14 protein-coding genes are annotated in these 15835 nt (G+C 55.0%); 4 read left to right on the top strand and 10 right to left on the bottom strand.

The genetic code is table 11. From position 1 onward, the window contains the following. Positions 1-11: 11 nt before the first annotated feature. From gpmA to modE, 10 genes are all read right to left on the bottom strand, one after another. Positions 12-764: a 2,3-diphosphoglycerate-dependent phosphoglycerate mutase gene (gene gpmA, locus ACN28R_RS12035; RefSeq protein ID WP_048635620.1), complete on the bottom strand. Its 753-nt coding sequence runs from the start codon at positions 762-764 to the stop codon at positions 12-14. A 136-nt stretch (positions 765-900) separates the two neighbouring features. Beyond that, on the bottom strand, positions 901-4038 hold the full coding sequence (locus ACN28R_RS12030; protein WP_048635619.1) for an efflux RND transporter permease subunit: 3138 nt from the start codon (positions 4036-4038) through the stop codon (positions 901-903). Beyond that, positions 4035-5537: an efflux RND transporter periplasmic adaptor subunit gene (locus tag ACN28R_RS12025; protein ID WP_048635618.1), complete on the bottom strand. Its 1503-nt coding sequence runs from the start codon at positions 5535-5537 to the stop codon at positions 4035-4037. Before ACN28R_RS12025 ends, ACN28R_RS12030 begins: the two co-directional genes overlap by 4 nt. After that, positions 5534-6787 (bottom strand): TolC family protein, encoded by a 1254-nt coding sequence (locus tag ACN28R_RS12020; protein ID WP_375153873.1) that lies wholly within the window; start codon positions 6785-6787, stop codon positions 5534-5536. The genes ACN28R_RS12025 and ACN28R_RS12020 overlap by 4 nt, the downstream gene beginning before the upstream one ends. Positions 6788-6801: 14 nt before the next feature. After that, a complete protein-coding gene (locus ACN28R_RS12015) occupies positions 6802-7134 on the bottom strand; it encodes a copper-binding protein (RefSeq protein ID WP_048635617.1) in 333 nt (110 codons plus the stop codon). A 74-nt stretch (positions 7135-7208) separates the two neighbouring features. Then, positions 7209-7649 (bottom strand): hypothetical protein, encoded by a 441-nt coding sequence (locus ACN28R_RS12010; protein WP_048635616.1) that lies wholly within the window; start codon positions 7647-7649, stop codon positions 7209-7211. A 188-nt stretch (positions 7650-7837) separates the two neighbouring features. Beyond that, positions 7838-8884, bottom strand: a complete 1047-nt coding sequence (galM, locus tag ACN28R_RS12005) for a galactose-1-epimerase (protein WP_048635615.1) — start codon at positions 8882-8884, stop codon at positions 7838-7840. Positions 8885-9126: 242 nt separating this feature from the next. Next, positions 9127-10143, bottom strand: coding sequence for a UDP-glucose 4-epimerase GalE (gene galE, locus ACN28R_RS12000; RefSeq protein WP_048635614.1), 1017 nt, complete (start codon positions 10141-10143; stop codon positions 9127-9129). A gap of 274 nt (positions 10144-10417) precedes the next feature. Continuing rightward, a complete protein-coding gene (gene modF / locus ACN28R_RS11995) occupies positions 10418-11911 on the bottom strand; it encodes a molybdate ABC transporter ATP-binding protein ModF (RefSeq protein ID WP_048635613.1) in 1494 nt (497 codons plus the stop codon). Positions 11912-11975: 64 nt separating this feature from the next. Next, positions 11976-12767, bottom strand: coding sequence for a molybdenum-dependent transcriptional regulator (gene modE / locus ACN28R_RS11990; RefSeq protein WP_048635612.1), 792 nt, complete (start codon positions 12765-12767; stop codon positions 11976-11978). Positions 12768-12977: 210 nt separating this feature from the next. Between modE and ACN28R_RS11985 the strand changes: the two genes are divergently transcribed. The 4 genes from ACN28R_RS11985 (at position 12978) to modC (ending at position 15812) form a co-directional block, all read left to right on the top strand. After that, the gene (locus tag ACN28R_RS11985; RefSeq protein WP_048635611.1) at positions 12978-13124 is read left to right on the top strand and encodes an AcrZ family multidrug efflux pump-associated protein; all 147 of its coding nucleotides are present in this window, start codon (positions 12978-12980) and stop codon (positions 13122-13124) included. Between the two features lie 167 nt (positions 13125-13291). Next, positions 13292-14065 (top strand): molybdate ABC transporter substrate-binding protein, encoded by a 774-nt coding sequence (gene modA / locus ACN28R_RS11980; protein WP_048635610.1) that lies wholly within the window; start codon positions 13292-13294, stop codon positions 14063-14065. Beyond that, positions 14065-14754, top strand: a complete 690-nt coding sequence (modB, locus tag ACN28R_RS11975) for a molybdate ABC transporter permease subunit (RefSeq protein WP_048635609.1) — start codon at positions 14065-14067, stop codon at positions 14752-14754. The genes modA and modB overlap by 1 nt, the downstream gene beginning before the upstream one ends. After that, a complete protein-coding gene (gene modC / locus ACN28R_RS11970; RefSeq protein WP_048635608.1) occupies positions 14754-15812 on the top strand; it encodes a molybdenum ABC transporter ATP-binding protein ModC in 1059 nt (352 codons plus the stop codon). The genes modB and modC overlap by 1 nt, the downstream gene beginning before the upstream one ends. Positions 15813-15835: the final 23 nt, after the last annotated feature.

The raw sequence follows: 15835 nt of genomic DNA, 5'->3' as shown, positions 1-15835 counted from the left end.
AAGCCGTGTAATTACTTGGCTTTACCCTGGTTCGCTACCGCTGCGGCTTTTGCTGCGATTTCGTCAGCATTGCCCAGATAGTAGTGTTTGATCGGTTTGAAGTTTTCATCGAATTCATAAACCAACGGCACGCCGGTCGGGATATTCAGTTCAAGAATTTCGTCTTCGCCCATGTTGTCCAGGTATTTAACCAGCGCACGCAGAGAGTTGCCGTGAGCGGCGATAATGACGCGTTCGCCGCTTTTAATGCGTGGCAGGATGGTTTCATTCCAGTAAGGAACAACACGTTCGATGGTCAGGGCCAGGCTTTCGGTCAGCGGAAGCTCTTTGTCGCTCAGAGAAGCGTAGCGTGGATCGTGGCCAGGGAAACGTTCGTCATCGCGGGTCAGTTCCGGCGGCGTAACGGCAAAACCACGACGCCACTGCTTAACTTGTTCGTCACCGTATTTTTCAGCGGTTTCTGCTTTGTTCAGACCTTGCAGCGCACCGTAATGACGTTCATTCAGTTTCCAGCATTTTTCCACTGGCAGCCAGGCTTGATCCAGCTCGTCCAGTATATTCCACAGCGTGTGAATAGCACGTTTCAGCACGGAAGTGTAAGCAAAGTCAAAGGCAAAACCTTCATCTTTAAGTAACTTACCGGCGGCTTTCGCTTCTGAACGACCTTTGTCGGACAGATCGACATCGTACCAGCCCGTGAAGCGGTTTTCGTTGTTCCACTGGCTCTCACCGTGTCTTACCAGTACCAGCTTAGTTACAGCCATAGCTAAACTCCTTCATATCCTAAGATTTCTGTGATAACTCGTTCCATTATAGGGGGCGAGGGCGGTTATCGGCAATCGATAGTCGATACTCTACGCCATTTAACCGCGCTATTTTTGCTCAAAATCACGCTCTGCTTTATCGTTTCAGCCGATTCGAATCATTCTTGTGCAATAACAGATAAACCGCCGGGATCACCAACATGGAAAGCAGCGGGGCGCTGACCATACCGCCAATCATCGGGGCGGCGATGCGCTGCATAATCTCTGAGCCGCTGCCGCCGCCCCACATGATCGGCAATAAACCGGCCATGATCGTCGCGACGGTCATCATTTTAGGCCGCACGCGCAGTACGGCGCCTTCATGAATGGCATCCATTAATTGCTGCCGGGATAACGGCTGCCCCGCCACGCGGTGTTTCTCCACGGCATGATTGAGGTAGAGCAACATAATGACGCCGAATTCCGCCGAAACGCCGGCCAGAGCGATGAACCCTACCGCGCCGGCAACGGAGAGATTATAGCCGAGAATATAGAGCAACCAGACCCCGCCGATTAACGCAAAGGGCAGGGTAGCCATAATCAGCAGCGCGTCCCTGATGCGGTTAAACGTGACGTACAGCAGTACGAAAATAATCAGCAGCGTGAACGGAACGACAATTTTCATTTTCTCCGTCGCGCGTTCCAGGTATTCGAATTGCCCGGACCAGCTAAGTGAAATGCCTTCGGGCAACGTTACCTGCCGGGCAACGGTTTGCTGCATCTCCTCGACGGCGGATTTCAGATCCCGGCCGCGCAGGTCGACATAAATCCAGTCGGACAGGCGGCCATTTTCACTTTTCAGCATCGGCGGGCCTTCGCTGACGCGGATATCGGCCAATTCGGCCAGCGTGACGCGAGCGCCGCCGTCGGTCACTACCGGTAAATCGCGCAGCTTTTCCAGCGAGTCGCGCAACTCGCGGGGGTAGCGGATGTTGATGGGATAACGCTGGCGGCCTTCAATGGTTTCACCAATATTCTGTCCGCCAATCAGCGTTGATACCAGAGACTGCAACTCTTCCACCGAAACGCCGTAGCGGGCCGCCCGTTGGCGATCGATATCAATATCGATATAACGGCCGCCGGCCAGGCGTTCGGCCAGAGCGGATGTTACCCCCGGCACGTTTTTCACTACCTGTTCGATTTGCGCGGCTACGCGTTCGATATCCTGCAAGTTATTGCCGTTTACCTTGATGCCCACCGGGCTTTTGATACCGGTTGCCAGCATATCCAGGCGGTTACGGATCGGCGGTACCCAAACGTTGGCGATCCCCGGTACGTTGACGGTGCTATCCAGTTCGGCAATCAGCTTGTCCATGGTCATTCCCGGCCGCCACTGCTCACGCGGTTTCAGGCGAATAGTGCTTTCCAGCATGGTTAACGGCGCCGGATCGGTGGCGGTTTCGGCCCTGCCTGCTTTACCAAAAACCGATTCAACTTCGGGAACGGTTTTGATCAGCCGGTCTGTCTGCTGCAATAGGCGGGCCGCTTCCCGGGCGGAAATCCCGGGCAGGGTCGATGGCATATAGAGCAGATCGCCTTCATCCAGCGGCGGCATGAATTCGCTGCCAAGGCGGCTAAGCGGGAACAGGGTGAGCAACAGTGCGCCGCCGGCGATCAACAGGGTGGTTTTCGGGTAGCTCAGTACCTTCTGCAGCACCGGGTGGTATAACGCGATCAACCAACGGTTTAGCGGATTAGCCTGTTCATCAGGAATTTTTCCGCGCACAAAATAGCCCATCAGTACCGGAACCAGGGTGATCCCTAGTCCGGCGGCGACCGCCATCGCATAGGTTTTAGTGAAGGCCAGCGGCGAGAACATCCGTCCTTCCTGCGCTTCCAGCGAAAAAACCGGAATGAATGACAGCGTGATGATCAGCAGGCTGCAAAACAGCGCCGGGCCGACTTCGGTCGCCGCGCGTTCGGCCAGTTGCCACCATTCCTTATCCTGCGGGGTTTTCCCCGGATGGTTATGCCGCCACTGTTCAACCACTTTGTGCATGTTTTCTATCATTACGATTGCCGCATCCACCATGGCGCCAATCGCAATCGCGATGCCGCCCAGCGACATGATGTTGGCGTTGACGCCTTGATAACGCATGATGATAAACGCGCCCAGGATCCCCAGCGGCAGGCTGATGATCGCCACCAGCGCCGAACGAAAATGAAACAGAAAGAGCGCGCAGATAACGGTAACCACGGCAAACTCTTCCAGTAGCTTGTGGCTCAGGGTTTTGATCGCCTGCTCAATCAGTTGGGAGCGGTCATAGGTGGGAACGATCTCCACGCCGGCCGGCAGGCTTTTCTGAATGTCCTTGAGCCGGGCTTTAACCGCATGCAGCGTCTCCAGCGCATTTTTGCCATAGCGCAAGACAATAATGCCGCCGGCCACTTCGCCTTCGCCATTGAGTTCAGCGATGCCCCGGCGCATTTCCGGCCCTTCCCGCAGGGTGGCGACATCCTGCAGTAAAACCGGGATGCCGTTGCGCATGGTAACGACGACCTGATTGAAATCCTGCGCGCTTTGCAAATAGCCGGATGTGCGCACCATATATTCCGCTTCACCCAATTCCAGTACCGAACCGCCGCTTTCCTGATTCGCCGCCTGAATGGCGCTAATGATTTGCTGATGGGTAATATTTTGCGTACGCATCCGTTCCGGATCGACCACCACCTGATACTGCTTTACCATGCCGCCGACGCTGGCGATCTCGGCGACGTTAGGGATGGTTTTCAGCTCGAATTTTAGCAGCCAGTCTTGTATGCCGCGCAGATCGGCCAGACTATGCGTACCGCTGCGATCGACGAGGGCATATTCATAGATCCAGCCGACGCCGGTGGCATCGGGGCCAAGGGAGGTTTTGGCCTCGGCGGGCAGACTGGACTGCACCTGGCTGAGATATTCCAGCACGCGGGAGCGGGCCCAGTAGGGATCGGTGCCGTCTTCGAACAGAATATAGACGTAAGCGTCGCCGAACATGGAAAAACCGCGCACCGTTTTCGCCCCCGGCACCGACAGCATGGTGGTGGTCAGCGGGTAGGTGACCTGATTTTCCACCACCTGCGGGGCTTTGCCCGGATAGCTGACGCGGATAATCACCTGCACATCTGAAAGGTCGGGTAAGGCATCCAGCGGCGCTTTCTGTAGAGACATTATCCCCCAGGCCGCCATCAATAACGCCGCCAACAGCACCAACAGCCGGTTTTTCAACGACCAGCGGATGACATAAGCAATCATTGGTGGCCTCCATGTCCGGCATCGACCGGCGAGATTTCCTGTATATGAATGCCGCTATCATCCATGATGAAACGAAAGCTGACCCTGCTGCCGATGTTAATACCTTGCGGCAGGCCACCTTGCGGCAGGGTGAAGTCCATGGTCATCGGAGACCAGTTAAGCGCCGGAACCGCATCATGCTCAATGGTCAGCTGATTACCGTTGATGGCTTTAATTATCCCCTGCGTCTGGTAGCCCGATTGACCGCCAGCGGTCTGCTCACTATTTCCCTGGGGCGATGCCTCCGGCTGTTCGTCGCCAAACTGAGCAAGAGAACTACGCAGACTGGCTTCGGAGTCGATCAGGAACTGGCCTGAGGTGACAACGGCGTCGCCTTCCTGAAGACCGTCGGTGATTTCCGCCCAGTCGTTCTGCACGACCCCGACGGTGACCTTACGGGGAACGAAGTGGCCATCGCCTTCGCTTAGCAAGACCCGGTTCTGAGTACCGCTAATCAATAATGCCTGTTGCGGGATCATCAGACGCGGCTGTGGTTTTTGGCCGGCAACCTGCAGCGACAGGTACATGCCCGGTTTTAGTTGCTGCTGGGGGTTCGCCAATACGACGCGCGCTTTTAATGTTCGCGTCGTGCTGTCCAGTATCGGCAACAGTTCGCCAATGGTGCCGCGGAAGGTTATTCCCGGCCAGGCACTGCTGCTGGCGCTCATTTCTCCGCCGATGGTTAGCTGCGCCGCCTGTACTTCCGGGTAATCCACCTCTACCCAGACGGGATCCAGGCTGGCCAGCTCGAATAACGGCTGCGCAGGGGTTAACTGCATTCCCGCCCGCACTTCCAGCTTATTCACGTAACCGGCTTCCGGCGCGGTAATGGTCATGCGCGATTGCGGTTGTCCGCTACGCTCCACCTGGCGGATCACGGTTTCCGGCATGAACTGCAGAGCCAGTTTTTGACGCGCAGCCTGCGTCAGCGCGCTATCCCCGAGCTGGCGTACCGCCAGATATTCCTGCTGTGCCGCTGTCCAGGCGGGGTTCCACAATGTCGCCAGCGTTTCCCCTTTCTTAACCTGCTGTTGCAGCGCATTCACGTTAAGCTGTTCGACAATGCCGCCGCTGGGCGCGACTATCGTATGCAGCCCGCGCTCATTGAGCGTCACGGTGCCATAGCCGGGCGTTTGCGTGTTGATGGTTCGTATCTCCGCCGGTGCGGTGCGAACCCCCAGATTTTGCTGCTGGCGGGCGCTGATGGTGACGCCGCCGTCATCCTGCGCTTCATCGGCGTAGCGGGGAATAAGCTGCATATCCATAAACGGCGATTTGCCCGGTTTATCAAAGCGTTTATCCGGCACCATCGGATCATACCAATACAGAACCGGGCGTTCGCTCTGGGGCTGAGCGTCTGTCGCAACCGTTCGATGTTGTTGACTGCCCCAGAAATAACCGACGCCGATAGCGCTGGCGATCGCCAGGGTCAGCAGACTGATTGAGAGTGGTTTATTCATTGCAATGGGTTTCCCTGTGGCGTCAGATAGCGGATGGCGGCCCAAAGCTGAGCCATTTCCCGCGCGGTAGTTTGTGCGTCAATCTGGCTTTCGAGCAGTGAGCGGCGGGCTTCCAGTACCGCGGCAAGATCGCTGCTGCCGGACTGGTACTGGGTCTGGATCAGCTTGATGCGCTGTTGCTGGAGCGGCAGCACTTCATTCTTCTGACGCTGCCAACGCGACTGGGCGGCCTGATACTGTGCTATCAGCGTCTCAAGCTGCGCCTGATGCTCCCTGCCGGTCAACAGCACTCTGTCGCGGGCTTCCTGAGTGCGCGCCACGTCGGCGGCGTAGTCTTTATCCTGGCGCTGGGATTTGAACAGCGGCAGATCGACCGTCACCATGATTCCGGCCATATCGTCGTAGTCGTCTCCGCGCTTGGCGTAGTAAAGTTCGACGCCCACATCAGGGGTGGCCGCCACCGCGGATTGCGCGGCGCGTGCCTGAGCCAGTTCGGATTCGCGCTGCGCCAGCTGCATTTCCGGGTGCAGATGAATCGTTTTGCTTAGTTCATCCGGCGACGCGGGTAAACGCTCGAAGCGGGGGAGTGCGCCGCGGATATTGATATCCGCTATGCCGGTAAGCTGGACCATCCTGGCCCGCGCGATTTGCACATCCCGTTCCGCATCGGCCAGTTTGTCCTGCATCGCCGCCAGCGTCAGACGGGCGTCCAGCACGCTGCTGGCTTCGCCGCCGGCGACGACGCTGGCCCTTTGCAACGGAATCTGCCGCTGGCTTTCGTTAACCAGCGATTTTACTTCTTTCAGGGTTTGCTGTGACAGCGCCAGTTCCAGCCAGGCCTGCGCGGTTTCCCGTTGCAGGCGGGCGCGGATGGCCTCACTGTTGCTGCGCAGGCTAGCGGCTTCCACGCGGAACGACTGCGCTTTGTTCTCGCGTTTGCTGCTGCTGACATAGGTTTGCATGACGCCGATGCGTTGCATCGTCATGCCTTCGCGCGTCAGCCGGCTGCCGTTGTTTCCTCCTAACGGCAGGTTTTCTACGCCGAATCTGAGTTGGGGATCCGGGAGTTGCGTGGCGGAGTCGGCCATGTTTTGCAGCGCGCTAATCTGATGCTTATTGGCCGACAGATCGGCGGAGTAGCGCTCCGCCGCCTGTAAAGCCTGATCAAGATCCAGATCTGCCGCAAATGATACGGCAGGCAGCCACAGCAACATCGCCAGCCACGCTCTTGATGAGAGGTGCATGGACATAGTCGTTCCTCGGTTTATTGCTGTGGCGTAATGCTGGTCAGGGTATAGCCGCTGTCGCTTTGTATAAAACTGAACGCGACGGGTGTATTCACCGGCAATGGCTTAAATTCACCGGAGGGATCGGGCAGCTTGAATGCCATGGTCATGGCCGGCCAATGCAGGTCGGTAATCGGCCCATGGGAGAGGGTCACGCTCTGAGTATCCCACTGTTTAACGACACCGCTGGCTTGATAGACCTTTGGCGTGGAGGCGGCGGGCAAACTCATCGCATGGTGCTGATGTTCGTTGGCCCATAGCGGGGCGGACAGGAATAAACCGGCGATAAACGCAACGTAAGTGGTACGCATAGTAATAGCTCCATAAAAACAAGAAATAACAGACGATTACGCCAAGCGGCGCAAATGGGTTATTGGTTGTTGAGCTATTCTATGAAGCGGCAGAAACGTATTTCGGCCGGGGGACCGGCAACAGGCGGGGAGAACCAGGTATTGCTGGCGCAGTTTGCTTCACGCGGTTGATCGGCCAGGATCAGCTCATTACTGACCGGGATCGCCAGTAACGTTAGCGAGGCATTGTCTTGTTTGACCGTATCCGGCACACAGTGTTTTTCACACAGCGGCGTTTGCTGCTCAGCCGAGTGTGTTGGCATCGCATCGTGATGTACGGAGTGAGGCATTGACTGCTGCAGGTGCGCCTGATGCTGCACGGCAGGAGAAACATTGCTGATGCCCAGGTCGCATTGATGTCCGGCGAGGGCCAGTTGAGCATTCAGAAACAGCCAGCATAACGCCAATAGCCATCCCCATCTGCCTTTGTTACGCAGATGATGAATCAACGATGGCGATAAACGGGATGCTGACATAACAAATCCTTACTGAATGTAATGGCAGTGTAATAGCCGGAAACAGAAGCGGGCAAGCGGGGAATTGCAGAGATTTGTAAATTGACGAGGCGGGATCTTTTCTGTCACGCGGGACCTCCTGCCGCCGCGGAGATGACGGGTACTCTTCTGCGTCATTCCCGCGCCGGCGGGGACGACCAGGTTGTCGGTTACTGAGAAAAAAACTGGTACGTCGTATCGGAGCGGTAAACTTTTCCCGGTTTTAACCAGCAGTCCGGCTGCGGCCAGTCCGGGTGGTTGGGGCTGTCCGGCAAGAATTCGCTTTCCAGCGCGATGCCTGCGTAATTTTCGTAGGCGCCGCCTTCTCGCGATGGCGTGCCGGCCAGAAAATTTCCGCTATAAAGTTGTAAGGCAGGCGCGCTGGTAAAGACGCTCATCATGACGCGCCCATCGGATGACCACAGGTTAGCCGCCGGGCTTTCGCTGGACCCGCAGGTTCGGTGCAACAGATAAGCATGGTCGTAGCCGCCGACGGCGATCTGATCCCGATCGCGCAGAAAATCTTTTGCCAATGACTTGGGTTGTCGGAAATCCATTCCGGTCTCTTTTACCGGAGCGAGGCTGTCGCCGGGAATACCCGCGCTGTTGACCGGCAAATAATAGTCGGCAAATAATTGCAGCTGATGTTTGCGACTATCCGTCTGGCTGCCATCAAGATTAAAATAGGCATGGTTGGTTAAGCATACCGGGCAGGGTTTCTCAGCCACGGCCTGATACTCGATTTCCAGCGCGTTATGTTCGGTTAGGCGATAGCATACCTGTACGTTAAGCTGCCCGGGAAATCCCTGGTCGCCGTCCGGCGAGTTCAACTGGTAAGTGACCTGCGATGCATCCTGATTGAGAATACGCCAGCGTCGGGTGTGGAAGCCTTCCGGTCCGCCATGTAGCTGGTGTTCCCCCTGATTGGCTATCAGATGAAATACTTCGTCTCCGTGATGGATCGCGGCATTGGCGATGCGGTTGGCATAACGGCCGATTGATGCGCCCAGATAGGCCTGTTGCTGCGGATATTGTTCGGGCGATGCGCATCCCAGCAGCACTTCCCGAATGCCGCTGCCCGGAAAGGGAAGCTGGCAGGAAAGCCAGGTGGCGCCCCAATCCATTAAGCTGACGCGCATACCAGCCAGATTCTGTAACGTGGTTAATTGAAACGGCTGACCATCCGGCGCCAGCGCGGCAGTTTTTTCATTCAACATGATCGGCTCCCGTGGATGCCATCATAAACATGGCTTGCAGTCGACAATTGGCATTCTGCATGGCGGCGTTTCCGTTTTCTGAGATCGATGCCACGCTGCCGCTGGCCGGGCCAGCGTTTTATGTTACAAATCACAACGGCTTTGACCGTCGGTCACGGTGATTACCTGGCTGACGGCCGTTTCAATCAACCCAATCCCCTTGGCCGTTAACGGTTGTTAACGCCGGCGAGGGGAATGGGGTTTCAGTCTGGATAACCATTCGGATGGGTGGACTGCCAGCGCCAGGTATCCTGCGCCATTTCTTTCAACGAACGTTTTACCCGCCAGTTCAGATCCCTGGCGGCTTTTTCCGCATCGGCCCAATAGGCGGCCAGATCGCCCTGGCGGCGTGGCGCGAAGTGATAGGCAACGGGTTTGCCGCATGCCTGACTGAACGCCTCAACGACCTGCAACACGCTATAGCCAACGCCCGCGCCTAAATTATAAATATGAACGCCGGCGCGGTTTTGCAGCGTATTCATGGCGGCGACGTGGCCGTCGGCCAGATCGACGACATGGATGTAATCACGCACGCCGGTACCGTCTTCCGTCGGATAGTCATTACCGAACACGGCCAGTGATTCGCGGCGGCCGACGGCAACCTGGGCGATATAAGGCATCAGGTTATTGGGGATACCCTGCGGGTCTTCGCCCATTTCGCCGGACGGATGAGCGCCTACCGGGTTGAAATAGCGTAGCAGCGTGATGCTCCAGTCCGGTTCGGCGTGTTGCAAATCCTGCAAAATTTGTTCGACCATCAGCTTGCTGCGGCCATAAGGGCTGGCAGGGTGACCGGTCGGGAAACTTTCCTGATAGGGGATACGGGGTTGGTCGCCATAAACGGTGGCGGACGAGCTGAAAATCAGGTTTTTCACGCCGGCTTTTTTCATGGCTTCAACCAGCGTCAGCGTACCGTAGACATTGTTTTCATAATAGTCGATCGGTTTCTGAACCGACTCGCCTACCGCTTTCAGGCCCGCGAAGTGGATCACGGCATCGATGGCGTGGCGGGAAAAAATGTCATTCAGCAGCGCGTTGTCGCGTACGTCGCCCTGATAAAAATCAGGCGTTTTTCCCGTCAGCCGCGTGATGGTTTTAACCACGCTGGCTTTACTATTACATAAATTGTCGAGAATGATGGGATGATGTCCGGCGACCAGTAACTGCACACAGGTATGGCTTCCTATGTAACCGCTACCACCCGTAACGAGAACGTTCATAATGACCTCTGCTTAAAGTTTTAGAAAAAATAACATGGCCTGAAGCTGAAAAAGGTGATCTGCAGCGGGAAACAGCGCCTGTTATTGATAAATTTTTTAAGTGGAAAACATATATTCAGGTTACATCATCGTTTGAATAAACACTTTTTCTACTTTGACGTTTTGATAGTGGTAGCGTTATCACTCACATGTTTTCCTGTAATGTATAACCTGCACAGCATTCTGCTATGCAGTGAGGAAATCAATCGGAATCCTGATAAATGACTTTTATTGCCTATTGCCGCATAACGTGCGTCGGCGTGATCTCTTCGGTTTGATAGTCGTAGACATCGTCTCTGGCAACGAACGTCAGACGATGCGTAATGCACAGCGGCGCGTCTTCCGCATGATGGGAAACAAACAGCAGTTGCGTATCGCCTTCGCTCATCAGGATATCCAGCCAGCGGCGGACTAGCTGCCGATTAAGCGGATCCAGTCCCTGTAAGGGTTCATCGAGGATCAGTAATGCCGGGTGTTTAACCAATGCTCTGGCAATCAGCGTTAGCCGCTGTTGGCCCCAGGACAGAGACTGAAACGGCGTATCCGCAATCGCGCCATTAAGGCCCAACAGGGTCAGCCACTGCTCGGTCAACAGGCGTTGGCGATCGGAAACCGCCTGATAAATTCCGATAGAATCAAAAAAACCGGAAAGAATAACGTTGCGCACGCTGGCGCTGACTCGATAGTCAAGATGAAGACTGCTGCTGACATAACCGATATGCCGTTTGATATCCCAGATGGTTTCTCCGCTGCCGCGTCGTCGGCCGAACAGGGTGAGATCGTTACTGTAACCTTGCGGGTGGTCGCCGGTAATCAGGCTAAGCAGCGTGGATTTCCCCGCGCCGTTCGGGCCGACGATCTGCCAGTGTTGTCCGGGCAGCACTTCCCACGTTAACCCATGCAGTATCGGACGATCGTTATACTGTACGACGCCGTTGCGCAGTGTAATCCGCGGTTCATCGGCGGGCAGTTTCGCCTGCCGTTTAGGATCTTCCGGTTCGGGAAGGACGCTGCCGGACAGTTTTTCACTGTAGGCCAACTGGGCGATCAGCGCTTCTGAAAGAAGGTCTCCACGTTCCCCCGTGCGGGTTAGCGTACAGTCGGCCAGAATTCCTATCTGATTGATAAAATCGGGAATATCGTCAAAGCGATTCAGGATCAGCACCAGCGTATATCCCTGATCGGCCAGTTCAGGCAGGTGTGCGGCCAGTTGCTGACGTGAGGCGACGTCCAGGCCGTCAAAGGGTTCGTCAAGAATAAGCAGATCCGGCTGCGGCATCAGCGCCTGACACAACATGGTCTTACGTGTTTCGCCAGTGGAAAGGTACTTAAAGCGGCGATCCAGCAGATGTTCAATGCCAAACTGCCGTGCGAGCCGCCGGCAACGCGCCCGATCTTCTATCGTATCCTGAATCACCTCTGCGGTGGTACGCCCCGTATCGTCTTCATTGGCGCTCAGCATATCGGTGTTATTTCGCTGCCATTCATCGGAGACCAACTGTTGCAGTTGTTCAAACGATAGCCGGGTAATGCGCTGAAAGTCGCTCTGGCGTTCACCGCTCAGTAACGGTAACTCGCCGGACAAAGCTCGGGCCAGCGCCGACTTCCCGCTGCCGTTTGCGCCGACAAACGCCCAGCATTGATGTTGTCCGATCGTTAGCTCATCCAGACGCAGCATGCGGGTGTCGCTCAAGCGGAATAACCCTTGCGATATTTTCAACAACGACATTTTTCTACCTTCCTACGGCGAGTGTAAAATTCGGATACAACGGCTTATCAGACTGGGGGCGTGTTCAGCACAGCGTCGCAATAATGACTTTGTCGGCGTTGAAATAGGCGCAGACATCCTGATCGAGTTCAAACCGTTGCTGTGAGACGACATGACTGGGCACCGTTGCGCAAAGCGTTTCTCCGCTAACCAGCGTGACCAAAACTTCGCTGTTTTCAGTGCCGGACTGAATATGCTTTATTCGTCCATGCAGAACGTTATCCGCTTCCGCAGCCGGGGGCGTTCCCACGCATAAATTGACCCAGGGCGCCTTAACCAGCACCAAGACTTCCTTACCGGGCTTGAGCTGCAAGCGCTCCGCGCTTTGTTGCGTAATTAACGCGCTAAGCGAGGTTCTACCATCGGCGAGTAAAATATCCAGATGTTGCTGCACTTGCTGATCGCTACGCGCCGACACGGTGCCGAAAAACTGGTTTCTGGCGCTGGTCTGCAGTGAGAAACGCGCAATGGCCGCCAGCAGGCTGTCCAGCGGCAAGGTGTCGTCCTGCAATACATTAAAGGCTTTCTGCTGGATTTGTCCGAGCAGGTCGTAGAGCTGAATCAGCCGTTCGCCGTAATGTGTAACATGGGCGCCGCCGCCGCCTTTCCCGCCGGTCATCCGTTCGACTAATGTCTGCTCGGCTAGCTGATTCATTTCGTTGATGGCGTCCCATGCGCTTTTATAACTGATGCCGGCCAGTTTGGCTCCCTGACTGATTGAACCGGTATGGCGAACTTGTTTTAGTAATTCGATGCGCCGCGGATCGGCAAATAAACGTTGTTGCAGTTTGAGGGTAAGGAGAATTTCAGCTTGCATGGCACGGTTCCACCAACGGTGAGTGAGATATAGTTTTAATAATTTGTATTGTCGTCATTTTTTTCATCATGAGCAAATCGCACGAATGGCCGCATTATTTTCTCTTTTTGAGGTACACTGTGGTCCGTTATTATGCGATAGCTTGCGGCGGCAATGTCCGCCGTGTGAACGACCAGCGTAACGGTAACCGTTGCGATAAGTGAGGTAAGCATGTTGGAGTTATTAACAAGCCTGCTATTTGCAGTAGCTATGGTGCCGGTAATGATGGCTATTATTCTGGGCGCCATTTATGGTTTGGGCGAAGTATTTAACGTTCTTTCCAAAATCGGTCATACCGAAGCTAAAAAGCAGCATTGATTCGTTTTATCATTCCCCGATTTTGATGTCCGGCATCCTGCCGGACGTTTTCTCTCAAATACTGACCCAGCTTCCAAATACTCATTCAGGTTCCCGAAAAGCGTATGATACCGCTTTAATTTTCGTTATATTATCCCTGATACAACGACGGTTATTGGGAGACGGGAATGAAAAAGCAATGGGTTAAATGGTTCGCTGCGCTGGCGCTTAGCGTAGGAGTGGCATTACCAGCAATGGCGGCGGAAGAAAAAATTACAGTATTTGCCGCAGCTTCTCTAACTAACGCATTACAAGAAATTGCTACGCAATATCAGAAAGAGAAAAATGTAGAAGTTGTTTCATCGTTTGCTTCATCGTCGACACTAGCGCGTCAGATCGAGCAGGGCGCGCCTGCGGACATGTTTATTTCCGCCGATCAGCAATGGATGGACTACGCTCAGGATAAAGACCTGATGGATACCGCTACCCGCTATACGCTGTTGGGTAATGAACTGGTGGTGATTGCGCCGAAAAGCAGCTCGTTCAACGATGTGGCCATCGACGATAAAACCGATTGGAAAAGTTTGTTAAACGGCGGTCGTCTGGCCGTTGGCGATCCGGACCATGTTCCTGCGGGTATCTATGCCAAGGAAGCGCTGCAAAATCTGAAAGCCTGGGATGAACTTTCACCGCTGATGGCGCGTGCAAATAATGTGCGTGCGGCGATGGCGCTGGTTGAGCGTGAAGAAGCGCCGTTAGGCATCGTGTATGGTTCTGACGCTGTCGCCAGCGACAAGGTTAAGGTTATCGGCGTATTTCCAACCAGCAGCCATAAACCGGTGGAATACCCAATGGCGATCGTGAAAGATCATAATAACGCGACGGTGAAGGGTTTCTATGACTATCTGAAAACGCCGGAAGCCGCCGAAGTCTTTAAACGTTATGGATTCGCGCCTCGCTAATGATGTTAAGTGACTACGAATGGCAGGCGGTTGAGCTCAGCCTCAAAGTTTCTGTTGCGGCGGTTGTCTGTAGCCTGCCATTGGGGATCCTGATGGCGTGGATTCTGGTGCGCTTTCGGTTCCCCGGTAAATCACTGCTCGATAGCATTATCCATTTGCCACTGGTGTTGCCGCCGGTGGTAATTGGTTATCTGTTATTGATCGCCATGGGGCGGCGTGGCGTTATTGGCTCCTGGCTGTATGACTGGTTTGGTTTCAGCTTTAGTTTTAGCTGGCGCGGCGCCGCGCTGGCGTCGGCGATCGTCGCTTTTCCCCTGATGGTCAGAGCGATTCGCCTCTCTCTGGAGGCCGTGGACAAACATCTTGAGCAGGCGGCCCGAACGCTGGGGGCATCTCCCTTGCGCGTTTTTTTTACTATCACCTTACCGCTTTCCTTTCCCGGTGTTGTTGTTGGCACGGTATTGGCTTTTGCCCGTTCTTTGGGCGAGTTTGGCGCGACCATCACGTTTGTTTCCAATATTCCTGGCGAGACCAGAACCATCCCTCTGGCGATGTACACGCTGATTGAGACACCCGGAGCAGAAGCGGATGCCGCGAGGCTATGCGTTATCGCAATCGCGCTCTCGCTGGTGTCGCTGTTACTTTCAGAGTGGCTGACGCGCTGGAGCCGCAAGCGGTTGGGGGGATAATGCTACAACTCGATTTTGAGCAGCAACTGGGCGATCTGCATCTCAGCGTGAAAGAAGATTTACCCGCCAGCGGCATTACCGCCATTTTTGGCGTTTCCGGAGCAGGGAAAACGTCATTAATCAACGCGATTGTCGGATTAACCCGACCGAAGTCAGGGCGTATCGTGCTTAACGAGCGTGTGTTGGTGGACACCCAAAAACGTATTTTCCTGCCGCCGGAAAAACGCCGCATTGGCTATGTCTTTCAGGACGCCCGCTTATTTCCCCATTACCGCGTACGCGGTAATTTACGTTATGGCATGGCGGCCGCCATGGGGGAACAGTTTGACGATATTGTTCAACTATTGGGTATTGGCCATTTGCTGAATCGCTATCCATTGACGCTATCGGGGGGCGAAAAACAGCGGGTGGCGATTGGCCGCGCGCTATTGACGGCGCCCGATCTGCTGTTGATGGATGAGCCGCTGGCTTCCCTCGACTTACCGAGAAAACGGGAGTTGTTGCCTTATCTGGAACAGCTGGCAAAAGAAGTAAATGTCCCCATTCTGTATGTTAGCCACAGTATGGAAGAGATTATTCGGCTGGTGGATCGCGTACTGGTATTGGATCAGGGGAAGGTAAAAGCGCAGGGGATACTGGAGGAAGTCTGGGCCAGCAGTGCGTTACGCCCCTGGTTGCCGCGGGAAGAGCAGAGCAGCATATTGAATGTGCGTGTTCTTGAGCATCACGATCGCTACGCCATGACGGCCTTATCGCTGGGGGAGCGTCACCTGTGGGTGGGGAAAGTTGACGCCCCGATCAATACGCCGTTGCGTATTCGTATTAAGGCCGCCGATGTATCGCTGGTATTACAGCCGCCGACGGCAAGCAGCATTCGCAATATTCTCCCCGCCAGAGTGGTCGAGTGTATTGACGTTGAGGATCAAATAGAAGTTAAGCTTGCCGTCGGCGATCAAACCCTGTGGGCGAGAATTACGCCGTGGGCGCGTGATGAACTGGCGCTGAGCCCGAATATGCTGCTTTATGCGCAGATAAAAAGCGTGTCGATCACCGCTTGATGAAGGCGACGGGAGTGAAACGG

It is taken from the genome of Brenneria goodwinii, assembly GCF_002291445.1.
GTDB lineage: Bacteria > Pseudomonadota > Gammaproteobacteria > Enterobacterales > Enterobacteriaceae > Brenneria > Brenneria goodwinii.
The sequence above is the reverse complement of the archived record's forward strand: the minus strand, read 5'-3'. Positions and strand labels throughout refer to the sequence as shown.